The organism is Methylophilus sp. E2MeOHC9 (assembly GCF_058744375.1).
The window spans coordinates 747,258-771,161 of sequence record NZ_CP196024.1 but is presented as its reverse complement, the minus strand read 5'-3'; the positions used below and the strand labels follow the sequence as shown (position 1 = coordinate 771,161).

Annotated in this window: 22 protein-coding genes; 15 read left to right on the top strand and 7 right to left on the bottom strand. The window is 49.9% G+C overall.

Annotation, left to right across the window (positions count from 1 at the left end):
- Positions 1–29: 29 nt before the first annotated feature.
- The gene (locus tag ACSSVF_RS03740) at positions 30–485 is read right to left on the bottom strand and encodes an FxsA family protein (protein WP_492405570.1); all 456 of its coding nucleotides are present in this window, start codon (positions 483–485) and stop codon (positions 30–32) included.
- Positions 486–515: 30 nt separating this feature from the next.
- Here ACSSVF_RS03740 and cutA point away from each other — a divergent pair, with 30 nt between their 5' ends.
- From cutA to ACSSVF_RS03700, 8 genes are all read left to right on the top strand, one after another.
- Positions 516–845 carry a divalent-cation tolerance protein CutA gene (cutA, locus tag ACSSVF_RS03735; protein WP_492405568.1) on the top strand — a complete coding sequence of 110 codons (330 nt, stop codon included), beginning with the start codon at positions 516–518 and terminating at the stop codon, positions 843–845.
- A 28-nt stretch (positions 846–873) separates the two neighbouring features.
- Positions 874–2,685: a protein-disulfide reductase DsbD gene (dsbD, locus tag ACSSVF_RS03730; protein WP_492405567.1), complete on the top strand. Its 1,812-nt coding sequence runs from the start codon at positions 874–876 to the stop codon at positions 2,683–2,685.
- Positions 2,678–3,211 carry a TlpA family protein disulfide reductase gene (locus ACSSVF_RS03725; RefSeq protein ID WP_492405565.1) on the top strand — a complete coding sequence of 178 codons (534 nt, stop codon included), beginning with the start codon at positions 2,678–2,680 and terminating at the stop codon, positions 3,209–3,211. The genes dsbD and ACSSVF_RS03725 overlap by 8 nt, the downstream gene beginning before the upstream one ends.
- Before the next feature lie 194 nt (positions 3,212–3,405).
- Positions 3,406–3,843: a type II 3-dehydroquinate dehydratase gene (aroQ, locus tag ACSSVF_RS03720; RefSeq protein WP_442585196.1), complete on the top strand. Its 438-nt coding sequence runs from the start codon at positions 3,406–3,408 to the stop codon at positions 3,841–3,843.
- A 26-nt stretch (positions 3,844–3,869) separates the two neighbouring features.
- Positions 3,870–4,322 carry an acetyl-CoA carboxylase biotin carboxyl carrier protein gene (accB, locus tag ACSSVF_RS03715; RefSeq protein ID WP_492405564.1) on the top strand — a complete coding sequence of 151 codons (453 nt, stop codon included), beginning with the start codon at positions 3,870–3,872 and terminating at the stop codon, positions 4,320–4,322.
- Between the two features lie 23 nt (positions 4,323–4,345).
- A complete protein-coding gene (gene accC / locus ACSSVF_RS03710; RefSeq protein ID WP_492405563.1) occupies positions 4,346–5,695 on the top strand; it encodes an acetyl-CoA carboxylase biotin carboxylase subunit in 1,350 nt (449 codons plus the stop codon).
- A 2-nt stretch (positions 5,696–5,697) separates the two neighbouring features.
- Entirely contained in the window at positions 5,698–6,600 is a 903-nt protein-coding gene (gene prmA / locus ACSSVF_RS03705) for a 50S ribosomal protein L11 methyltransferase (protein ID WP_492405562.1), read from the top strand.
- Positions 6,591–7,517, top strand: coding sequence for a DUF3426 domain-containing protein (locus ACSSVF_RS03700; RefSeq protein ID WP_492405561.1), 927 nt, complete (start codon positions 6,591–6,593; stop codon positions 7,515–7,517). Before prmA ends, ACSSVF_RS03700 begins: the two co-directional genes overlap by 10 nt.
- 11 nt (positions 7,518–7,528) lie before the next feature.
- On the opposite strand, the gene ACSSVF_RS03695 is transcribed toward ACSSVF_RS03700, so the two are convergent.
- Positions 7,529–8,434, bottom strand: coding sequence for a hydrogen peroxide-inducible genes activator (locus tag ACSSVF_RS03695; RefSeq protein ID WP_492405560.1), 906 nt, complete (start codon positions 8,432–8,434; stop codon positions 7,529–7,531).
- A gap of 25 nt (positions 8,435–8,459) precedes the next feature.
- On the opposite strand from ACSSVF_RS03695, the gene ACSSVF_RS03690 reads away from it, so the two are divergent.
- The 5 genes from ACSSVF_RS03690 to mutY all read left to right on the top strand — a co-directional run bounded on the left by ACSSVF_RS03690 (position 8,460) and on the right by mutY (position 16,042).
- The gene (locus ACSSVF_RS03690; RefSeq protein WP_492405559.1) at positions 8,460–8,678 is read left to right on the top strand and encodes a hypothetical protein; all 219 of its coding nucleotides are present in this window, start codon (positions 8,460–8,462) and stop codon (positions 8,676–8,678) included.
- A gap of 89 nt (positions 8,679–8,767) precedes the next feature.
- Complete coding sequence (gene katG / locus ACSSVF_RS03685; protein WP_492405558.1) at positions 8,768–10,954, top strand: catalase/peroxidase HPI; 2,187 nt, start codon at positions 8,768–8,770, stop codon at positions 10,952–10,954.
- Positions 10,955–11,405: 451 nt separating this feature from the next.
- Positions 11,406–12,209 (top strand): undecaprenyl-diphosphate phosphatase, encoded by an 804-nt coding sequence (locus tag ACSSVF_RS03680; protein ID WP_492405557.1) that lies wholly within the window; start codon positions 11,406–11,408, stop codon positions 12,207–12,209.
- 31 nt (positions 12,210–12,240) lie between these two features.
- Complete coding sequence (locus tag ACSSVF_RS03675) at positions 12,241–14,997, top strand: AsmA family protein (RefSeq protein WP_492405556.1); 2,757 nt, start codon at positions 12,241–12,243, stop codon at positions 14,995–14,997.
- A gap of 1 nt (position 14,998) precedes the next feature.
- On the top strand, positions 14,999–16,042 hold the full coding sequence (gene mutY, locus ACSSVF_RS03670) for an A/G-specific adenine glycosylase (RefSeq protein ID WP_492405555.1): 1,044 nt from the start codon (positions 14,999–15,001) through the stop codon (positions 16,040–16,042).
- Between the two features lie 14 nt (positions 16,043–16,056).
- Here the strand turns inward: mutY and ACSSVF_RS03665 are convergent, their stop codons facing one another.
- Positions 16,057–16,545, bottom strand: coding sequence for a hypothetical protein (locus ACSSVF_RS03665; protein ID WP_492405554.1), 489 nt, complete (start codon positions 16,543–16,545; stop codon positions 16,057–16,059).
- Positions 16,546–16,939: 394 nt separating this feature from the next.
- On the opposite strand from ACSSVF_RS03665, the gene ACSSVF_RS03660 reads away from it, so the two are divergent.
- Positions 16,940–18,175: a porin gene (locus tag ACSSVF_RS03660; protein ID WP_492405553.1), complete on the top strand. Its 1,236-nt coding sequence runs from the start codon at positions 16,940–16,942 to the stop codon at positions 18,173–18,175.
- A gap of 194 nt (positions 18,176–18,369) precedes the next feature.
- On the opposite strand, the gene ntrC is transcribed toward ACSSVF_RS03660, so the two are convergent.
- The 4 genes from ntrC to glnA all read right to left on the bottom strand — a co-directional run bounded on the left by ntrC (position 18,370) and on the right by glnA (position 23,082).
- Positions 18,370–19,761 (bottom strand): nitrogen regulation protein NR(I), encoded by a 1,392-nt coding sequence (gene ntrC, locus ACSSVF_RS03655; protein WP_492405552.1) that lies wholly within the window; start codon positions 19,759–19,761, stop codon positions 18,370–18,372.
- A 95-nt stretch (positions 19,762–19,856) separates the two neighbouring features.
- The gene (glnL, locus tag ACSSVF_RS03650) at positions 19,857–20,948 is read right to left on the bottom strand and encodes a nitrogen regulation protein NR(II) (RefSeq protein ID WP_492405551.1); all 1,092 of its coding nucleotides are present in this window, start codon (positions 20,946–20,948) and stop codon (positions 19,857–19,859) included.
- A gap of 108 nt (positions 20,949–21,056) precedes the next feature.
- Positions 21,057–21,548, bottom strand: a complete 492-nt coding sequence (locus ACSSVF_RS03645) for a DUF4124 domain-containing protein (protein ID WP_492405550.1) — start codon at positions 21,546–21,548, stop codon at positions 21,057–21,059.
- Between the two features lie 124 nt (positions 21,549–21,672).
- Positions 21,673–23,082, bottom strand: a complete 1,410-nt coding sequence (gene glnA / locus ACSSVF_RS03640) for a type I glutamate--ammonia ligase (RefSeq protein WP_492405549.1) — start codon at positions 23,080–23,082, stop codon at positions 21,673–21,675.
- Positions 23,083–23,428: 346 nt separating this feature from the next.
- Between glnA and ACSSVF_RS03635 the strand changes: the two genes are divergently transcribed.
- Complete coding sequence (locus tag ACSSVF_RS03635) at positions 23,429–23,878, top strand: rhodanese-like domain-containing protein (protein ID WP_492405548.1); 450 nt, start codon at positions 23,429–23,431, stop codon at positions 23,876–23,878.
- The last annotated feature ends 26 nt before the right edge of the window (positions 23,879–23,904 follow it).

Here is a 23,904-nt window from a genome sequence, read left to right as displayed (position 1 = left end):
TGTCTTTATCAAGCAGTGTTTTAGCAGGCCTAATCTTTTCCTGGCAGGCGCACGACGTTGTCTTTGGGTTTGGTTTCATTGATTTCAGTATATTCGCCTTCAATCGCTTCGTCATTGGCACTGGCCCGGTAATCAAAATTGGCTTGATTAGAGGCTTTGCCAGCGGTGGGCGAATTGCCAGGCATCAACAGTAACACTACCGCAATCACATCACTGATCACACCAGGGATCAGCAGCAATACACCAGCAAACATATTGCGTGCTGTAGAGAACATGGCGGAGATCGGATTGCCGCCCGCGCCTAATTGCTGGAACATGCGCGCGGCGATCAGATCTTTTTCGTTGCGGATGAGTTTCAGGCCAAGATAGCCGATGATCAGCAGGTAAGCGAGTACCCACCAACCATAGCGTTGACTGAGTTCAATCAAGATCGCTATCTCCAGAAACGGAAAAGCCAGTAAAATAGCAAAGATGATAAACCGCATGTCAGTAGTCCTGTTGAAGAGTCAGCGTCCATGACGCCAGAAGAGGAAATTATAATCGTGTTTACCCATGTGCCGGATATGGCGTGCGCAGAAAGCATGGCGCACGCGCTGGTTAATGAACAGTTGGCGGCATGTGTGAATATTTCAAGCCCCGTCAAATCGGTTTATCGCTGGCAGGGGCAAATCGAGACGGCGGAAGAGATCGCCTTGGCCATCAAAACCCCGCGCCGCGGCTATGCCAAAGTGGCTGAAAGAGTACGCGCTTTGCATCCTTATGAACTTCCCGAGATTGTGGCTATCCATGTGAACGAGGGCTTGCCGGAATACCTGCGTTGGGTAGCGGCGGAAACGCTGGCATAAGACTGGTGAGATAAAGGGTGCAGGAAACATGATGACTATCTGGAACAAAGCGTGGGTGACCTTGGCAGTGCTATTGGCAACAATGGCGCCGGTGCAGGCAGACTCAGGGTTTTCCCAACTGTTTACCAATGATGATACGCAAGAGTTCTTGCCGGTCGATAAGGCATTTAAAGTAGAAGCTGCGCTGGTGGATCCAACCCATGCGCAGCTTAAATTTGTGATTGCGCCCGGCCATTATCTATATAGAGATCGCATACAGCTGGTATTGCCTGCTGGTGAAACTGCGCAAATCACATTGCCGCCTGGCGAAGCCAAGAATGACCCCAACTTCGGTCCACAGCAAGTTTTTCATCATGATACGGTGGCAGAAGTCGCTTTTACCGGCGCTGCGCCAGCCGCGTTGCAAATACGTTATCAGGGCTGCAGTGAGAAGGGATTATGTTATCCGCCGCAAACCAGGTCACTGCCATTAGCTCCGCTGGCGGCTGCAGCCGCGTCATCTGTGCCCATGAGTGCCAGCACCTCGCCTGCGATAGAGGTTGAGGATGGCGTCTCCGAAAAACTACTGTCTTCCGGCCACTGGTGGCAAATCGTCGCCGGTTTTTTCGGCGCCGGTTTATTGCTGGCTTTCACGCCGTGCGTGTTTCCTATGATCCCGATTCTGTCAGGCATCATTGTCGGAAAGAATGCGCAATCTTCACGCGCCAAAGCGTTTACTTTATCACTTGCCTACACGCTGGGCATGTGCCTGACCTATACCCTGGCAGGCGTGGCGGCCGGGTTATCTGGCCAGTTATTAAGCAACGCCCTGCAAACACCGCTAGCGTTGACCGCCGGCGCATTGATTTTTGTGGCTTTGTCTTTTTCCATGTTTGGTTTTTATGAGCTGAAACTGCCAAGCGCGGTAGAAAATGCTTTTTTTAACTGGAGCCACCGTTTTAAAGGCGGCCATTTGCTCAGTGATTTTCTGATGGGCGCTATCTCCGCGCTGATCATCAGCCCATGCGTGGCTGCGCCGTTAGCAGGTGCATTGCTGTATATCAGCCAGACGCATGACGTGGTGCTGGGCGCTGTTGCCCTGTTTTCACTCTCATTGGGCATGGGCGTGCCGTTATTATTAATTGGTGCCTCTGCTGGGTCTGTATTGCCCAAAGCGGGGGAGTGGATGAATGCCATCCGCCGATTATTCGGGGTATTGATGCTGGCCGTCGCTATCTGGGTGATCAGTCCTATATTGCCGGTGACAGTGCAAATGCTGTTATGGGCGCTCTTAAGCATCGTTCCGGCGATTTATTTGCGAGCGATTGACCCGTTGCCAACCACTGCCAGCACAGCACAAAGGCTAAGCAAGGGCGCAGCCGTCTTTTTGCTGTTGTATGGGGTTGCGCTGGTGATAGGCGCCTGGTCAGGTGCGAGTTCACCACTCAGGCCTCTGCAAAATCTTGTCTCTGGGGACCACACCAGTAAACAGGCTGTGCGTTTTCAGCGCGTGCACAGCGTACAAGAACTCGAGCAGGCAGTGCGGGCTGCGCAAGGCAAGCGGGTTATGCTGGATTTCTACGCTGACTGGTGCGTCTCTTGTAAAGAATATGAGCAGTTTGTATTTACCGACCCCAAGGTGCAGGCTGAGTTGAATCAAATAGTCTTGTTGCAGGCAGATGTGACCGCTAACAATGCCCAGGATGCCGCCTTATTGAAAAAATTCGACTTGTTTGGCCCGCCAGGTATCGTGTTTTTTGATACCCAAGGCCAGCCTGTGCAGCCTGTCATCAAAGGCTATCAGGGGGCTGATCGTTTTCTGGGTATCTTGCGTGCATTGAAGGGTCAAGCCCATGCGTAACGTGGCACGCATCGTCATGACCATATTGCTGATCGTGGTGCTAGGCAGCGGTTTCCGTTGGCTTTACCTGAATCGGCACCAGTTTCTGGCTACAGATACGACGCTGCCGGATCAATCGGCAGTCGCTACGCTGTGGAACACGACTTTAAGTGATCAAAAAGGGAAGGCTTACCCGCTGGCACAATTTCAAGGCAAGCCGATGATTTTAAATTTCTGGGCCACCTGGTGCGAACCTTGTCGCGATGAAATGCCTGAAATCTCTGAGCTTGCTACCGCACATCCCGAAATTGTTGTGCTAGGTGTAGCGATAGATGAAGCCGCCGCAGTGCATGAATTCGTTGAAAGCACCCCGGTAGCTTATCCGCTACTAATCGCAGAGAACGAAGGCATGCCACTGGCAGAGGTGTTGGGTAACAATAAAGGCGTGTTGCCATATACTGTGATTGTGTCTGCAAAAGGTGAAATCACGCATATTTTCTTTGGCCGTGTTAACCGAGACATGCTGCAAAAAGCGCTCAAGTTGTAGGATATTTCAACCGTTTTCACACCCCTGACAGTGCTTGGATGGCTGCATGTTAGGTGCAGAAATACCACACTTAACAGCAGGATTAGCGATTTTCCCCTTTCGCCTGAATCACGAATTCTGCTGGACAAAATGCAATAACTTCGGCAAACTTCGCGCCATGAAGGTCGTATATTTCTCTCTAAAAGGCATGTGAAATGGGCACCAAATCTATCCTGGTGATTCATGGACCCAACCTCAACATGCTTGGCACGCGCGAGCCGCAGCATTATGGCAACCAGACCCTGGCAGATATCGACCAGGGGTTGCAAACGCTTGCGCGCGCTGATCAGGCGAGGCTTGAAACCTTTCAGAGCAATTCTGAAGCGGACATTATTGAGAAAATACACACATTGTCTGTTAACCGCGTTGATTATGTCATTATTAATCCTGCGGCTTTCACACATACTTCGGTGGCGATTCGTGATGCAATTTCAGCGGTCAAAGTGCCGTTTATTGAAGTACATCTCTCAAATGTACATGCACGAGAGCCATTTCGGCATCACTCCTATTTCAGCGATATTGCGACGGCCGTTATCTGCGGTTTGGGCGCAGAAGGCTATTACGCCGCTTATCGCCATATCCAACAACTATAACTAAAACATCTTAAATCGAGGTTTCTATGGATTTACGCAAACTTAAAAAATTGATTGATCTGGTCGAGGAATCGGGAATTTCCGAACTGGAACTGACCGAAGGCGAAGAAAAAGTACGTATCAGCCGCACGATTACTGGCCTTGCACCAGTCACACAATATGTAGCTGCGCCTGCGGCACCTGCTTATGCGGCACCGGTCGCAGCACCTGCGGCGAGTGCACCAGCGCCAGCCCCTGAGCTGGAAGGCAAAATAGTCAAATCCCCTATGGTAGGTACTTTCTACCGTGCTTCGTCTCCCGATGCAAAAGCATTTGTGGATGTAGGCAGCAGCATTAACGCCGGTGAAACCGTATGTATCATCGAGGCGATGAAACTGCTCAATGAAATTGAGAGTGAATATGCCGGTGTGATTAAGAAGATTTTCGTTGAAAACGGGCAGCCTGTTGAATACGGCGAACCTTTATTCCTCATTGGCTAAAATTCCTGATTGGTTAAGCATCTATGTTTGAAAAAATCCTTATAGCCAACCGCGGAGAGATCGCCCTGCGCGTGCAGCGTGCCTGCCGTGAATTGGGGATTAAAACCGTTGCAGTGCATTCCGAGGCTGATCGCGATGCCAAGTACGTCAAATTGGCTGATGAATCTGTCTGTATCGGACCGGCGCCTTCAGCTAAAAGTTACCTGAATATTCCAGCTGTCATCAGCGCCGCTGAAGTCACCGATGCGCAAGCGATCCATCCTGGGTATGGCTTTTTGTCCGAAAATGCCGATTTTGCCGAGCGTGTGGAGCAAAGTGGTTTTGTATTTATCGGGCCACGTGCGGACACTATTCGCCTGATGGGCGACAAAGTATCCGCCAAGGATGCGATGAAAAAAGCGGGTGTGCCCTGTGTACCTGGTTCCGAAGGAGCCTTGCCAGATGACCCGGCTGAAATCATCAGAACTGCCAAACGTGTAGGCTATCCGGTCATCATCAAAGCCGCTGGCGGTGGTGGTGGTCGTGGCATGCGTGTGGTGCATACAGAGGCGGCATTGTTGAATGCGGTCAATATGACCAAGGCCGAAGCGCAAAGCGCGTTTGGCAACCCTGTGGTTTACATGGAAAAGTTCCTGGAAAATCCGCGCCATATTGAAATCCAGATTCTGGCCGACGAGCACGGCAATGCGGTGTTCCTAGGTGACCGTGATTGTTCCATGCAGCGTCGCCATCAGAAGATCATTGAAGAAGCGCCTTCACCGTTATTGCCGGCAAGATTGCGTGACAAGATCGGTGAGCGTTGTGCCGAAGCCTGCCGTAAAATCAAATACCGCGGTGCCGGCACCTTTGAGTTCCTGTATGAAAACGGCGAGTTCTATTTCATTGAGATGAATACACGCCTGCAAGTTGAGCATACCGTGACGGAAATGATTACCGGGATTGACCTGGTACAACAGCAAATCTTTATTGCTGCCGGTGAAAAACTGCCGTTCCGTCAGCGCGATATCGTGCTCAATGGCCATGCCATTGAGTGCCGGATTAACGCTGAAGACCCATACACCTTTGTGCCCTCGCCAGGCTTTATCAACCGCTTCCATATGCCTGGCGGCCCTGGCGTACGCATGGATACCCATGTCTATGGCGGTTACACCGTGCCTCCGCACTACGATTCCATGATAGGCAAGCTGATCACACATGGCGCAACGCGCGAGCAGGCGATTGCCAGAATGCGTGTGGCCTTGTCCGAAATGAATGTAGAAGGCATTAAAACCAACACTGCATTGCATTCTGACCTGATGGCTGACCTGGCCTTTCAGCAAGGTGGCACCAGCATTCACTACCTGGAGCAAAAGCTGGGTATCAGCTCGAAGTAATTGTGCATTGGTTGTTACTTAAAATTCAGTCGACCGAGCCACAGGCGGAGTCACTCAGCGATGTGTTGATGGAGCATGGCGCGTTGTCGGTCAGCATAGAAGATGCGCATGCCGACACGCTGGCCGAGCAGGCCATTTTCGGCGAGCCGGGTGATCCACCGCCCGGTATCTGGCAACAGAATATCGTCACTGCCATGCTGGATGATGAAGCCGATGTGCAGGCGCTATTGGCTACTGTACAGGCAGAGTTGCAGCTGGACGGCCTGAAATATCAACTGGAGCAAATCGAAGAGCAGGATTGGGTGCGCGCCACCCAGGCGCAATTCGACCCGATTCGCGTCACAGACAATTTGTGGATCGTCCCTTCCTGGCACCAGGCACCGAATGCAGAGGCGATTAATATCGTACTCGACCCCGGCCTGGCATTTGGTACCGGCAGCCATCCGACCACGCATTTATGCTTGAGCTGGCTGGCACAATTACCTAAAGCTGAGTTGCAGCAAGCCAATGTACTGGATTACGGCTGTGGTTCCGGCATTCTGGCCATTGCTGCCAAAAAGCTGGGTGCCGGTCAGGTGATAGGTGTGGATATTGATACGCAGGCGGTGATCGCCAGCCGTGACAATGCAGCCAATAACGAGGTAGAAGCGGTGTTTTATGATTCGGCAGACTATCTGCATGAACCGTTTGATATCGTGGTCGCCAATATTCTTTCCAGTGCCTTGATGGTATTGGCACCGGTGATCGCTAAATCTTGCAAAAATGGCGGTAAAGTTGCATTATCCGGCATATTGGATAGCCAACAGGAAATGCTGCTGGCGCGTTACTCAGAATGGTTTGAAATGGATGCCCCCATCCAGCAAGATGGATGGGTCTTGCTGACGGGAAGCAGAAAATGTCTCTAATCACTGAATGCCCTGCCTGCTTTACACAATTTGAAGTCAACGACGCACAACTGCAAGCCTACGCTGGCAAAGTGCGTTGTGGCGAGTGTAACCATGTGTTCGATGCGCAATCCGCGCTGGTTACCGAGGCACAAATAGCTGAGCCAGCGGCACAGGTTTCAGAGACGCTTACTTTAGAAGCGGGGACTGCAGAGCCTGGTACTGCAGAAGTCTCTACTTCCGAAGCGCATGATTCAGAAATTCAAGCAGTCCCAGTCGCTACACTCGACAGCCCTACAGAAACATTAGAGACCAGCCCGACGCATGCTGAACCTGAAGTGGTTGAGCAAGCGCCTGCGCTGTCATGGAATCTTGGCCATGAAGAAGCGCATGATCCAGACATCCCGGCATTTTTACGCAATGTTTCATTAACGGATGACCGTCCGCCTGCACCTGAAAAAATCACGTTACCCTGGATATTCCCGCTGTTATCTGGCGTGTTGTTAATCGCCATTTTGCTGCAACTGGTGTATTTCACACGCACTAGCCTGGCTGCTAATTACCCATCCACCAAGCCGCTGTTGCAGGCCGCCTGCAAAGCCTTGCATTGTGCAGTGGCCCTGCCTAACGATATTACCCAATTGACGATTGATGATGCTGACATCCAGGAGCACCGGGAGCGGGAAGGTGTATTGGTATTTTCCAGTGTGCTGATCAATCACGGCGCAGTCGCACAGGCTTATCCGATGATAGAGCTGACCCTGACCAATATGGCGGATGAACCGGTATTGCGCAAAATCCTGAAACCCGCCGAGTATTTACCCGCCGCTTCTAAAGTCACTGAGGGTTTAGCTGCGCAACAAGAGCAAGCGGTGAAAACCACGCTGGGCCTGGAAGAAAAAGCCGTGACCGGTTTTCGTGTCGCGATCGCCTATTGAGCTATTCTGAATCAGGCTTCGCCTGTGAATGTTGCCTGCGCACCGATATCTGACATCACCTTGCCCAATACTTCGATCGCAGCTGTACGCACAAAACTTTTACGCCAGGCCAAGGCAATGCGGCGACTGGGCGCAGGCTTGCTAAAAGGGATCACCCGGATCAACGGGTTCTGGTAGCGCGCTACCGTTGCCATAGCGGGTAACACGGTGATGCCAAGATTAGAGGCCACCATATTACGTATGGTTTCCAGTGAGTTGCCTTGTAATACTTCGCCCTTACGACCTAGCTCCGGGCAGGCCTGAGTGACCTGGTTGCTGAAGCAGTGGCCGCTATTCAGCAACAAGACTTTCTCATTGCCTAATTCATCCGGATTCACTGTTTTACGTTGTGCCCAAGGATGGCTGGCGGGCACTACGACATTAAAGTCTTCGTCATAAAGCGGCGTGATTTCAATGCCAGGCACATTAAATGGCAAAGCTACGACTGCTGCATCAATCACACCATTCCTCAGCTGCTGCTCCAGTGTCGCGGTAATGTTTTCTTCTACTTCCAGCGGCATGTTGGGCGCTGCTTTTACCAATGGCGGAATCATTTCCGGCAGCAGGTAAGGCCCTACCGAATGAATCATGCCCAGTTTAAATGAGCCATTGAGCGGGTCGCTGCCAAGCTTGGCCATTTCCTTGATTTTGGCCGCCTGTTCCAGCACGATATTCGCCTGCGTAATGATCTGCTCGCCAATCGGCGTCGGCGTCACATCGTTACGATTGCGCTCAAAAAGTAACAGTCCTAATTCTTCTTCCAGCTTTTTTATGCCCAGACTCAAGGCCGGTTGAGTGACAAAGCATTTATCCGCTGCCCGGCGAAAGTTACGTTCCTGCGCTACTGCCAGCACAAATTTCAATTCAATCAGGGTCATGTTTTTCTCACCAAGCGTGGATTCAATGGATAGTGTAATCTCATTAATTTTATTTATCAATAATATCAAAACTTACAATTATACAAATAATGCAGGCTTACCTAAAATGGCCTTCATGTATCACCCAACATTGATTCGTGGAGACAAAAATGATGACAAGATGGTTTCAGGATTTATCGCAATTACAGGAAATATTGGCGGCTTATGCTGCAAGCAATTAGGCAAAGCTAATTTTATTAGCTAGAAAATAATTATCGCAACATTTAACCAGTAGTATATCTGGCACCTGGCCATTCAAGGGTGGTCAGCCATAAGAAAAAGGAGCTTAAAAAAATGGAAAATCAACAAAGCACAACCGGAAAATGTCCATTCGGACATGGCGGTAACACCGCAACAGAGAAATCGAACACCAGCTGGTGGCCGAATGCCCTAAACCTGGATATCTTGCATCAGCAAGATAGTAAAACCAATCCTTTAGGTGAAAGTTTTGATTATGCCGAGGAGTTTAAAAAGCTCGATTTAGCGGCAGTGAAAGCCGACTTGCATGCGCTGATGACGGATAGCCAGTCATGGTGGCCTGCCGATTGGGGCCATTACGGCGGTTTGATGATCCGCTTGTCCTGGCATGCAGCAGGTACTTATCGTGTGGCAGATGGCCGTGGTGGCGCAGGCACCGGTAACCAGCGTTTTGCGCCACTGAATAGCTGGCCGGATAACGTTAACCTGGATAAAGCGCGCCGCTTGCTATGGCCGATCAAGAAAAAATACGGCAACCAGCTTTCGTGGGCGGACCTGATTGTGCTGTCTGGCACCATTGCCTATGAATCCATGGGCTTGAAAATCTTTGGTTTCGCGGGTGGCCGCGCTGATATCTGGCATCCGGAAACAGATATTTACTGGGGCAATGAAAAAGAATGGCTGGCTAAGACAGGCGCACAGGGCAGCCGCTATTCAGGTGAACGCGATCTGGAAAACCCGCTCGCAGCAGTCATGATGGGGTTGATTTATGTGAACCCTGAAGGGGTGGATGGTAACCCTGACCCGTTACGCACGGCGAAAGATATCCGCGAGACCTTTGCCCGTATGGCGATGAACGATGAAGAAACGGTCGCACTGACGGCTGGCGGCCATACAGTGGGTAAAGCGCATGGTAATGGCGATGCCGCGCATCTCGGGCCAAACCCGGAAGGCGCGAGTGTGGAAGAGCAAGGTATGGGCTGGAACAACCATACCCGGCGCGGAGTGGGTCGCGATTCAGTCACCAGTGGCATCGAGGGCGCCTGGACCACGCACCCTACTCGCTGGGACAATGGCTACTTCAAAATGTTGTTTGAGCATGAATGGGCGTTGAGCAAGAGCCCAGCAGGCGCATGGCAGTGGGAGCCGGTAAGCATTAAGGAAGAAGATAAACCGGTGGATGTAGAAGACCCTTCTATCCGTTATAACCCTATCATGACAGATGCGGATATGGCGATGATTAAAGACCCCATCTACCGTGAGATTTCCGAGCGCTTTTACCGTGACCAGGCGTATTTCTCCGAGGTGTTTGCGCGAGCCTGGTTCAAGCTGACACACCGTGATCTGGGCCCCAAAGCCCGTTATCTGGGGCCGGATGTACCACAGGAAGACCTGATCTGGCAGGACCCGACGCCAGCAGGCAATGCCAACCTGAGTGCGGCGGATATTGCAGCACTAAAATCGCAGATCCTGGCAAGTGGCTTAACGACGGCTGAACTGGTGGCGACTGCCTGGGATAGCGCACGCACTTTCCGCGCATCGGATTATCGCGGTGGAGCTAATGGCGCCCGTATTCGCTTGGCGCCACAAAAAGACTGGCAAGGTAACGAGCCCGCCAGATTGCAGAAAGTGCTGACGGTATTAGAAGGCATCCAGTCGGCATTTAACCAACCGGTCAGCCTGGCCGACTTGATCGTACTAGGTGGTTCTGCTGCCGTGGAGCAGGCAGCCAATGCAGCAGGTGTCGCGATTGAAGTGCCGTTTGCGCCGGGCAGAGGCGATGCCACAGACGACATGACCGATGCGGAATCTTTTGCGGTACTGGAACCTCTGCATGATGGTTTCCGCAACTGGCAAAAGACCGACTATGTGCCGACAGCAGAAGAGTTACTGCTGGACCGAACCCAGCTGATGGGATTAACCGCGCCGGAAATGACAGTGTTGATTGGTGGCATGCGGGTGCTGGATACCAATTATGGTGGCAGCAAACATGGTGTGTTTACCGAGAGGCCAGGCGTGCTCAGCAATGATTTCTTCGTCAATTTGACCGAGATGCAGTACACCTGGAAACCGGTAGGCAGTAATGTGTATGAAGTGCGGGAACGCACTACCGACGCAGTCAAATGGACCGCAACCCGTGTTGACCTGGTGTTTGGTTCTAACTCTATATTGCGCGCTTATGCAGAATTGTATGCGCAGGATGATGCCAAGCAAAAGTTCGTGCAGGATTTTGTGAAGGCATGGACTAAAGTGATGAATGCGGATAGATTCGATTTGAAGTAATGTTGATGTAGCAAGAGGAAGCGCCTTGAGGAATCGAGGCGCTTTTTTATTTGTTGATAAACCTACTCACTAAGATTGCGTATCAGTGCTTTGCCCTTGGATAGCGTGGGCTATGCGGAAATCAGTGCGGCCTGCAATGGAGAATCCAGGCGTAGCTTAGTGAAAATACGTGAACTGCTATTGCATTTCTTGGAAGTTCTAATCGGTATTTTTTGGGTGGTTCAGAACTCTATTTCACCATTTCTTTTGGTTACGTTTTCTTTGGGCAAGCAAAGAAAAGTCACTCGCCTAGGGGCGAAAAGCAACGCATAAAAACTCCATCACTACTCCCAAGAGCGGTTAAGCCTAGCAATGACCAAAGTCCTCAGGCAATAACGCTACCCCTGCTGTAAATACCTCAAATTTCACGAACATGGCGAATCTAGTTTCCAGTGTCTGCTAGAATACAACCATGGATATTTACTTAATGCTGAAGGCCATCATCATGGGCCTGGTCGAAGGCGCGACCGAATTTATACCGGTTAGTAGCACCGGACATTTGATTATTGCAGGTGAGTGGCTGAATTTTCTGGATAAAGATAAACGTGATGTATTTGAAATCATGATCCAGCTGGGCGCGGTACTGGCTGTCTGCGTTGAGTTCAGGCAACGGCTGGTGCACACGGTACAGCGCATTCAAACCGACCCTAACGCGCAACATCTGGTGCGTAACCTGTTTATCGCTTTCCTGCCGGCCGCTATCCTTGGCCTGGCTTTCCATCACGAAATTAAAGAATTCCTGTTTTCATCCTTCACCGTTGGTATCGCCCTGATCGTGGGTGGCGTGCTGATTTTGTTGATTGAGAAGTTTGTCCCCGCCGGCAAGGTGCAGGATATTGACGCTATCAGTGCCAAGCAGGCGTTGCAGATTGGTTTTGCCCAATCATTGGCGCTGATTCCAGGCGTTTCGCGCTCTGGTGCAACTATTCTTGGCGGCATGTGTTTTGGCCTGGGCCGGCAAACGGCCACCGAGTTTTCCTTCTTTCTGGCCTTGCCTATCATGTTTGCGGCAACGGGGTATGACCTGCTCAAGGCGCGTGATTTGCTCTCTTTGGATGATGCATTTATTTTCCTGATTGGCTTTGTCACGGCATTTTTATCTGCGCTGGTGGTCATACGCGCATTGATTAAATTTGTCGGCCAGCATTCTTTCGCCGTGTTTGCCTGGTACCGCATTGTGTTCGGTATTCTTATCCTGTTGTTCTTTGCGCGTTAATTTGCCTAGTTTTCACTTAAAGGTGTAATGGATGAAAAATACACTTCTGAAAAAAATCCTCTACGCAGTGGCCGCCATCATTGGCTTGGTTTTGCTGTTGGTTGTTTACCTGGCCGTGACTTTTGATCCTAACGATTACAAGGCTACCGTCATCCAGCTAGTGAAAGACAAAAAACAACGCACGCTGGATATCAAAGGCGATATCAAACTGAGTTTCTGGCCAAAGATCGGTGCTGACCTTGGTGAAATCACCTTGTCCGAGCACCAGTCAGATAAACAGTTTGCTGCAATCAAAGGTGCCAAAGTGGCGCTGGCTGTACTGCCTTTGCTGAGAAAAGAAATCGTGGTTGATACTGTTTACCTGGATGGTGCGCAGGTGAATGTGATCCAGCATGCGGATGGCAGCTTCAACTTTGATGACTTGCTCAGCAAAGAAGAGGAAGAGTCTCAGCAGATCAATTTTGATGTGCAGGGCGTGAAGATCACTAACACCCAGGCCAGTTTTATCAACGAGGCCAGCGGTGCGAAATACAGCGTGGACCAATTTAATTTGACCACGGGCCAAGTCGCGTTGAAGACGCCGTTTGACCTGGCAGCAGATTTTCATTTGGTGGCGAATCAACCGGTGGTGGATGCATTGGCCAAGATCAAAGCCAATGTGATGGTTGACCCGGAGGCCAAGCACTTTGTGGTGAAGGGCCTGGACGCCAGCATTAAAGGCGCATTGCTGGACGGCAAAGATGTGAATGTGACCGCACTCGGTGCAGTGGATATTGATGCTGCCCAGACAGCGCTGAATATTTCTGGTTTGAAACTGGCCATGCAGGGTGACTTTAATGGTGCCAAGCGCGATGTCAGTTTGCAGGCACCTGCTTTGCTGGTGAACCCTAAGCAGATCTCCAGCGAGAAAGTCTTGTTAGCGCTAAAACAACAGGACGCACAGGGTGATATCAATCTGGAAGTGGTGCTGGCTGAACTGAAAGGGAATCAGCAGGCGGTTGAAAGCAAGGGCATCACCGCCGATGTGAAAGTCAATGCTGGTGCCCGCAAGGTTGACGGCCACTTTGAATCGCCTGTGAAAGCGAATCTGGCGGATATGATTTTTGATGTGCCTGCGCTGGCGGGCAAGTTTGATATCAAAGATCCGGCATTGCCGAACGGCGCCATGCAAGGCCAGTTCAAGCTCTCGGCCAACGCTGACGTCAAGCAGGAGAAAGTGAAAACCAGTTTTGATTTAAACCTGGCAGAAACCAGGTTAAACGGCGATGTGAGTGTAGCCGGATTTAAAACGCCGCATATCGGTTTTAAAGTGCATGCGGATACCTTAAACCTGAACGCCTTGCTGGGCAACACCAATGCCAAAAAGAGCGCGCCTGCATCGACCAGTAGCGCCAACGCGGACACAAAGCCGGCCAAGGCAACTGATTTGAGCGCATTAAAAACTTTGTTCCTGGATGGCAGCATCAATATCGGCAAGATCTTATATAGCCCATATACGCTGACAGGGTTGAATGTAGGCATCAAGGCCGATGGGCAAAAGCTGGCGCTACAAGGCCTGGATGTGAAACTGGATGACTCGCGTATTCACGGCAATGTCGGCATCAGCCAATTTAACAAGCCGCTGTATACCTTTGATTTGAATATCGACAAGCTGGACTTGAACCGTTATCTGCCGCAACAACCGCAAACATCCGCTGCGACTGAAAGTAAACCTGCTGCCAAAACAACCGCTGCTGAAGAGCAGCCATTAGATTTGTCTGCGTTGAAAGCCCTGAATGCACAAGGTAGTATCCGGATCGGCTGGTTAAAATATGGCAAAACTGAAGCCAAGAACCTGAATATCGGCCTGAAAGCACAGGATGGCCTGGCGAGCCTGGATCCACTGAATGTGGATGTCTACCAAGGTACTGTGCGTGGCGCTGTGAAAGTGGACGCCCGCGCGACCCCTGCCATTGCCATCAAGCAAACGCTGCAGAATATCGCAGTTGGCCCCTTGCTGGTGGATACCATTAATAACGATATGCTTTCCGGCACCGGCAATGTCACGCTGGATATCACTGCACAAGGTAATACGGTGACTGCACTAAAAAAGTCACTGGGCGGCTCGGTTGATCTACGTATGGCCGATGGCGCCGTAAAGGGGTTTGATCTGGCGGGGACCATCCGTGACGCCAAAGGTAAGCTTAACCTGTTAAAAGGCCAATCCAGTGCGGAAGCAGATCAAACCAAAAAGACAGATTTCAGTGAGCTGACCGCGCTCTTTAATATCAAGAGTGGCGTTGCCCACAATGATGATCTGGCGATGAAAGCACCAATTTTCCGCCTGCCTAAAGGCGAAAGCAAAGGCGATATTGATATCGGTAAAGAGCAAATTAACTACTTGGCCAAACCTACATTGGTAAATACCCTGAAAGGGCAAGGCGGCAAAGACGCCGAGCAGCTGGCCGGCATTAGTGTCCCTGTTAAAGTCACCGGTACATTCGCTGCGCCCAAGTTTGGCATAGATATGGCTGCCTTAGGCCAGGCGCTGGCAAAGTCTGCTGCCCTGGATGCATTGACCGACAAGCTGGGTGGCGACAAGGCCGGCGCAGTGAAATCTTTAATTGGTGGCGAAAACAAGGCAGACGCTTTGAAGGGGCTGCTGAACGGCAAGTCTTCTTCAAAAAATACTGAGGGCGATGCCGCAAAACCCGAATCCGAAAAAAGTAGTGAAGAAGCCAAGCCCGCAGAAGAAAAACCTGCGGATAAATTAAAACAAAAGGCTTTGAAAAAGCTGCTCAATTTCTAACGTGAGTGTTTTTGCAGAAAAACTGATCGCCTGGCAACAAGTGCACGGCAGGCACGATTTGCCGTGGCAGCAAACACGCGATCCGTATGCGGTATGGGTCTCAGAGGTCATGCTGCAGCAAACACAGGTCAGCGCAGTGATCGGCTACTATGGCCGCTTTATGGCACGTTTCCCTACCATTGCCAGTTTGGCCGAAGCCTCGCAGGATGATGTCATGCAACACTGGAGCGGCTTGGGCTATTACTCCCGCGCCCGTAATCTGCACCATGCTGCCCAAACCATCGTGCGCGAGCATGGTGGTGTTTTTCCGCAAGACTTTACACAAATCCAAAGCCTGAAAGGCATTGGCCGCTCAACCGCAGCGGCGGTCTCAGTATTTGCTTTTCAGCAACCGCAGACCATTCTGGATGGTAATGTAAAACGGGTGCTGGCAAGGCTGCATGCCATTGAAGGCTGGCCAGGGCTGCCGCTGATTGAAAAGCGATTATGGTCATTAGCAGAAAGCCTGCTGCCTACAAAAAATCTGCCAGCGTATATCCAGGGATTGATGGATTTCGGTGCCACCTTATGTACCCGCAGCAAGCCACGCTGTCACGAATGCCCGATGCAGGACCAGTGTCAGGCTTTTCAGCAGCAACGTGTCGCGCAACTGCCTGCCACCAAGCCGCGTAAAGCCATCCCCGAAAGGCAGACGACCATGCTGATGATTATGGATCGTGGAGAGATACTGCTCGAAAAGCGGCCTGACAAAGGGATATGGGGCGGCTTATGGAGTTTTCCTGAGTGCAAGCCAGACCAGATTTCTGTGCAGCAGACTGAGGAAAGGTATGGCATGCAGGCCGAATCATTGGAAGGTTTGCCGGTGTTATGGCATACCTTTACGCACTTCAAGCTGGAGATTACGCCGCAACCACTGCAACTTACTGGCAAGCGGCCAGCGTTGCCTGCGCATTTGCAATGGTTGCCGCTGGCGGATGCGATTGAAGCCGCCTTGCCTACCCCGGTGCGGACATTGCTTAAGACGCTACAGCAATCACACTATTGATATTGCTGCGCTATTTAAGCCGTTACATTAGCCAGGCGGAAAATATGGCTGGCTAACTCTGTCTGATTGGCTTTTGCGTAATGCAATAAGGCGAGCCCATCTTCAGGCTTCACCGTGGCTTTCTGATAAATCATGGGCAATTCAAAAATCGCGATTTCGCGCTCGACAATGTTCAGGTTGTTGTGCGCGGAACCCTGCAATACATCCATCAATTTGTCATAAACATTGTCTGTGACGCGTGTATACGGAAACAGGATCCAGAAATCTGTACCTTCACGGCCGACCAGGTCGGACTTCCTGAATGAATTTTGCAAGTCATGCGTCAACGATGAAAGCTGACGTAGCGCCTCGGGTGCGCCGTAAGCCTCTCCCAGGCTATTGTCATCGCCATAGGCGATTTTGACCAAAGCGATATTAAAGTCATCAGCGTGCCTGACCAACACCTGGCAGATCCAGTCTAATGTATCTATAAATCGACTACATAACTGAATATCGGAAATCATGAGGGACCTTTATATATATTTAGTAAGGATTGTATATATATTTATGGTTATTGAATATGGCTTCGATATGCAAAGAACTGGGAGCCACCACAATGCTAGCAGAAACTAATTAATAAAGGCAGTGTGAAAATCTGGGTATGTGCGCACTGTTTAAAAAATCCATTCAACTTAAGACGCGAATTTGTTGCAAATCTACAACAATCTCAACTAGGACTAAGCAATTTGACGTATTCACTTGCGCCAAACAGGCGCATTTTGCAAAAATTGCACTGACCTTCTTGGAAATGCATGGCGATTCCGAGGGAGTTACTGGAGGTCAGGGTGTTTTTTAAATTATCCGGCCAAAAGCAATATCCTTACACAAGTTGTAAAAACAACATTTTTGGAGATTCGTATGAATACAAAATTAAACGTTGCAGTTGCAGCAGCTCTGTTCGCTGCTACTACTGGCGCTCAAGCTGGTATCGTTATCCCAGCTGGTGACTGGACACTGGACATCGGTGGTGTGGTTAACGCTTACTATACAAACACAAAATTTGGTGGTGATGCAGGTGCTGGTACAGCCGCTTTGGGTTTGGGTGCTGGCGATGCTAGCTCACAAAGCAACATCACTACAGGTTTGTTGCCAAACTATCTGAGCGTTTCTGGTAAAACACGTCAGAACGATCTGGATGTTGGTTTCACAATCAGCATCAACCCAGGTTCTTCATCAAACAACTCTGGTATTCAAGACAACGATCGTGCTAACGGTGGTGGTGCTGAAAACCGTCAAGCATTCTTGACATTCGGTGACGCTTCTTGGGGCTCTTTCAAACTGGGTAAAGATCTGGGCATTTACGGTTCAGACGCTATCCTGAATGACATGACATTGCTGGGTGTTGGTGGTGGTGCTGGTTCACTGTCTGGTAACACAACAACTTTGGGCCGTATCGGTTCAGGTTTCATGTATGCTGACTGGAAATCTCAAGTTGCTTACACTTCACCAAACTGGAATGGTCTGCAATTCACTGTTGGTTTGACACAAGGTTGGAACGCAACTAACACAGGTATCCCAGGTGTAGCTGCTGGCGCAACTTCTACTGACCGTTCAGCTTCTAGCACTGGTTACGAAGGTAAAGTTTCTTACGAGTGGACAGGCGATGTTGCTGGTAAAGTTTGGGCTTCTGCAATTAGCCAAAAAATCGCTGGTGTAACAGGTGCTGGTGGTAGCGAAAACGCTTACTCATGGGACGTTGGTACAACAGTTAATCTGGCTGGTTTTGGCCTGACAGGTTACTACTACGATGGTAAAGGTATCGGTCAAACATTCCAGTTCGCTGGTGGTTTAGACGCTGCTGGTAACCGTCGTGACTCTAATGGTTACTACGTTCAAGGTACATACACATTGCCAGGCGTTGGTACAAAATTGGGTCTGAGCTGGGGTCAATCTAAGTTGGATGGCAACTCTGCTGATGTAGCTTTGGATCAAATCAAAGACAGCCTGTGGGTAGTTGGTGCTTACCACCCACTGACCAAGCACTTGAACCTGGTTGCAGAGTTCTCTAAATCTGAGCGTGAATTTGATAACCGCACAACAACTGTTGAAGGCAATGCTAAAACAGTTTCTCTGGGCGCGATTCTGTTCTTCTAGTTTAACTGCAGATTACTCTGCTTAAGTTAGATTCAGTAAAAAACGGCAACTTCGGTTGCCGTTTTTTATTTCGTTTAGAGCACATTAATTGGTAGAGGCTGGTCGTGCCGATGTTAAAAAGCCAATCTGCTATGAATAAGAAAGTGAATAGCGGCATTCAAAGCCATAGCAGTCAACAAATGCGTTTATAATAATTAATCATCAATTCCCAATTCCTGGATCTTACGTGTAAGCGTGTTACGTCCCATACCCAGCTGATTGGCTGCTTCGATACGGCGGCCATCAGTATGCGTCAAGGCGCGGGTGATTAATATACGCTCAAACTCTTTGGTTTTTGCATCCAGGATATTGGTTTCGCCGCGGTTTAGTGCGTCGGTGACTTCCTGCGCCAGCGCTTCTTGCCAAGAGCCGCCACTATTGTGCTTGCTCGAGTCTTCTTTTAGTTCTGGTGGTAAATCGTTGACGTCTACATTTTGGCCGGGTGCCATCACTGTTAGCCAATGACAGACGTTTTCGAGCTGACGGACGTTACCGCTCCAGTTCACTGACATCAGGTATTTCAAGGCGGCAGGAGAGAGTTGTTTCGGCTCTACACCAAGTTGCTGGGCGCTATGTGACAGGAAGTGCTTTGTCAGGAACGGGATATCCTCTCTGCGTTCGCGTAAAGGCGGTAAACGCAGGCGTATGACATTCAGGCGATGGAACAGGTCTTCTCTGAATAAACCTTGTTTTACGCGCTCTTCCAGGTCCTGGTGAGTGGCGGCAATGACGCGTACATTGACCTTGATCGGCTGGTGGCCGCCAACACGATAAAACTGGCCATCAGAAAGCACACGTAACAGCCTGGTTTGCAGGTCTGCCGGCATATCGCCGATTTCATCCAGAAACAGGGTGCCAGTATCTGCTTGTTCAAAACGCCCTCGCCTGGCAGCGGCGGCGCCGGTAAACGCGCCGCGTTCATGGCCGAACAGTTCTGATTCCAGCAAGTCCTTAGGGATGGCGGCGGTGTTGATCGCAATAAACGGTTTGTCAGCGCGTGGGCTATGCCTGTGCAAGGCGCTGGCGACCAGTTCTTTACCGCTGCCGGATTCACCATTAATCAACACGGTTGAGTGCGAGCGGCTTAGGCGGCCAATGGCGCGGAATACTTCCTGCATGGCAGGCGCCTGACCGATAATTTCTGGCGTGGGTTCGTTATCTTCAACTTTTTCCACCGCTTGGCGCATGCTTTCATCGACAGCGCGTTTGATAATTTCTATCGCCTGGTCGACGTCAAATGGTTTGGCCAGATACTCGAATGCGCCGCCCTGGAACGCTGCGACAGCACTTTCCAGGTCGGAATACGCCGTCATGATAATGACCGGGATTTCAGGGTAATGCTGTTTAACTTCGGATAAAAAGTCCAGCCCTGAGCCATTGGGCATGCGGATATCGCTGACGATCACCTGTGGTTGTTCGCGGTTGAGGGCATTGAGCGCCTCAGCGGGTGATGAAAAGGTTTTAAATTCAAAATCGGTGCGAGCGAGGGCTTTTTCAAATACCCAGCGGATTGATTTGTCGTCATCTAAGATCCAGATTGGCTTCATGGCATTTCTCTTTGAATTATTGCTGTTTGATGAATGTTAGGGTGAGGCAGATGCTGAAAGTGTGGCTCCACTTTTCGGCAAAAATCTCATGGTTATTATTTAAATAGCGTGCTTTCAATGGGCAACAAAATATGGAAAATGGTTTTTCCCGGTTGTGAGTCACAATCAATCATGCCGTGGTGCTGGGTGATAAAGGTTTGTGCCAGTGCCAGGCCCAAGCCAGTACCACCCTCCCGGCCGGATACTAGCGGGTAAAAAATGCGTTCTTTAATGTCGGCAGGAATGCCAGGGCCGTTATCAATAATTTCCAGATGAATGCCGACCCGGTAACGTTTTCTTGCCAGCGTGATCTGGCGTTCGGCACGCGTGCGGAATGTGATGCTGGCATCTTTAGTGTGGTTCTGCTGCATGGCCTGCGCTGCATTACGCGCTATATTCAGTACTGCCTGTATCAGTTTTTCGCGATCACCGATCAGTTCAGGCAGGCTGGTGTCATAGTCGCGGATCACTCTGATATTGTTAGGTGATTCCGCCAGCAGCAAGCTGCGCACGCGCTCCAAAACTTCATGAATATTGGTTGGCTCATATTTTGGCACTCGATGCGGGACTAGCAAACGGTCCATCAGGCTATGCAGGCGGTCCGCTTCTTTAATAATGACTTGGGTATATTCTTTCAGGCTCGGTTGCGGCAATTCAAATTCCAGCAATTGCGCTGCGCCGCGCAGGCCACCTAAAGGATTGCGGATTTCATGCGCCAGGTTACGTAATAATTCAGAATTGGCCTGCTGCTGAATCAGCATGCGCTCTTCCCTAGCGATACGCAATTGCTGATCCATCTGTACAAACTCCAGGATCAACATATCTTCAGAGGTCTGGTTGATGCTGGTTGAAATCGGCGTCACCGTACAAGTGACAGCCGTGGTATGCCCACGTTGGGTGGTTAATGTGAATTCATGTTCGCGGAAAGGCCCCTGGGTCTGGATGGCATTGGTGACCGCCATTTGCAGGATTTCGCAGTTTACAAACACATCATGGATGTGCAGGCCATGGATTTGATTGGCGCTAAAGGCAAATAAAATCTCTGCACTGGAATTGGCATAAGTCACTTCGAGCTGGTTATTGAGCAAGATGACCGCAGTGGCAATATGCTCTAAACCGTTAAACCCATGTGGAGATATCTGAACCATATCCTTAGCTTGTTAAAATAAGTGATGACGCCCTGTTTTAAAGCAAAAGCCAAGCCAATTCTATATGATTTATCTCATCTCAAATTAAAAAATCCCAAAATGGTGCATTTAGTGATTCAGCTCTTTGTTTAATAGCTCGATATTTCGTTCGTGCGCCTGGATTTCAGCTTCGATAATGTGGAGTTTTTCTTCATATTTTGCGACATTCCTGAAGGTTTTTCCGTTGGCACCTTTGTACACTTCAGGTGTGTTTTTAGCTTCTTCATATAGCGCTCTAGCATTATCAAGTGCTTGTTTTTCCTGATCTAATTCAGTCAGTAATATTTCCCGGCGCTTCATGTCGCGTTGCGTTTGCACCTGGTTATCCACCTTGGGAAAGTTGTTAGGCGTCGGCGTTTTCGCGGCTGGCTTTTTTTCACGGGCTGCGGGCGGTGCTTCGCTTTCCTTGGGTCCGCTAATGACTAACTCGGGTTTTTGTTTTCCATCTGGCCTGATGTTGGTATAGGTTGTGACACCGTTGCTGTCGGTATATTTATAAATATCCGCAAGACTTGGGCTGGTTGCCAGCAGCGTGGCAATAAAGTAAAAAAGTCTTTTCATGGCAACAGTTTAGAGTAGATTGTAATGCTTATCAACGGCGCTAAAATTAAAACGGTTGACGCTGGCGACGGCAATAAAAAACAGGGCAGCCTAAGCTGCCCTGTTTTAGTGCGTACTCTAGTGATTAGCAGGAGTAGTACAAGCCAAACTCAACCGGGTGTGGTGTCTGACGCAATTTAGTGACTTCTTCCATTTTCAATGCAATGTAAGCATCAATCCAGTCATCAGTGAAAACGCCACCACGTGTCAGGAATTCACGGTCTTTGTCCAGGTACTCAAGCGCTTGCTCCAGTGATGAACACACGGTTGGGATCAGTGCATCTTCTTCTGGTGGCAGATGGTACAAGTCTTTAGTCGCTGGTTCACCTGGGTGGATCTTGTTCTGAACGCCATCAAGGCCAGCCATCAGCAGAGCTGAAAACGCCAGGTATGGGTTAGCAATCGGGTCAGGGAAACGCGCTTCAACACGACGTGCCTTATCTGAGTGTACAAACGGAATGCGGATAGCCGCAGAACGGTTTTTAGCAGAGTAAGCCAGTTTTACCGGCGCTTCGTAATGCGGAACCAGGCGTTTGTATGAGTTAGTACCTGGGTTGGTGATCGCATTCAATGCGCGCGCATGCTTGATGATACCGCCGATGTAGTACAGGGCGAAATCGCTCAAACCTGCATAGCCATTACCTGCAAACAGGTTTTTGCCATCTTTCCATACAGATTGGTGTACGTGCATACCAGAACCGTTATCGCCAAACATTGGTTTAGGCATAAAGGTGGCAGTTTTGCCGTAAGCATGCGCTGTATTGGTCACCACGTATTTCAGGATTTGCGTCCAGTCAGCACGTTGTGTCAACGTTGCAAATTTAGTACCAATCTCACATTGGCCAGCAGTCGCCACTTCGTGGTGGTGCACTTCAACTGGCACGCCCAGCTCTTCCAGGGTCAATACCATGGCAGAACGGATGTCATGTAATGAATCGACTGGTGGTACTGGGAAGTAACCACCTTTCACGCCTGGACGGTGGCCGGTGTTGCCGCCTTCGAATTTCTCGCCTGATGACCAGGCAGCTTCTTCAGAGTTGATTTTAACGAAACTACCACCCATGGTGGCGTCCCATTGTACGCTGTCAAAAATGAAGAACTCAGGTTCTGGACCGAAGTAAGCTGTGTCGCCCAGGCCGCTGGATTTCAGGTAGGCTTCAGAACGTTTAGCCAGACTACGTGGGTCACGGTCATAACCTTTACCATCGGTAGGGTCAACAACGTCACAGGTCAGAACCAATGTTGGCTCGTCAAAAAATGGGTCGATGAATGCAGTGTTTGCATCAGGCATCAGTTGCATGTCAGATGCTTGAATGCCTTTCCATCCAGCGATGGAGGAGCCGTCAAATGCATGACCTTCAGTAAACTTATCTTCGTCGAAGTGAGAAACTGGCACGGTCACGTGCTGCTCTTTACCTCTGGTGTCGGTAAAACGGAAATCGACAAATTTGATGTCATTCTCAGCAACCAATTTCATTACGTTTGCAACGGACATTACATTCTCCTCAGTGAGCAAGGTCTAAATTTTAAGTTGCACACACAAAAAACGGGACATGTTGCGGATGTCCCGGAACGTGGGCAAATACAAATAATGATTTGGGATTCTGCTCAACACTGAATCCCGCTAAATCTTAGAGTGTAATATTAGCAGGAAGCATGCCACCCAAAAATATGCATTTTACGTGGTTTAGACGTAACCTGCATAAAATAGTAAAAACGTTAAGCACCATTTGTGTGCATTGCAACAAATTAAGCACAAAAATAGTGCATGCGTTCATAGGCTACCTTTCAAAGGTATACTCGCTATCTTATCAAGTCTGATCAACATTAAAGGTGTCACATTGAGTAATGTAGAAAATATTTTAGGCAGTGCCCAAACGCGCGGCACACAAAATAACCTGCCCTACGCCGGGGCGCTTACTCCAGAAGAAACATATCAATTGATTAGTGAAGGCCAGTCAGTCGTCCTGGTCGATGTACGCTCGCGGGCAGAATTGGAACTGGTTGGCCGCGTGCCTTTAGCGACACATATCGAGTGGGCTTTTTACCCGGGTATGGTGGCTAACCCTGATTTCGCCGCGCAATTGCAAGCGCAGGTCGATAAAGAAAGCACGATTGTATTCATGTGCCGCACTGGTGGCCGCAGCCACAATGCGGCCTTGCTGGCACAACAGTTAGGGTTTGGCAAAGCCTACAACATGCTGGAAGGCTTTGAAGGTGAAGCCAACGAGCATAAGCAGCGCACGCTGATTAATGGCTGGAAACACGCCGGATTGCCCTGGACTAACTAACCGGCACCGCCCTAATTGATAAACGT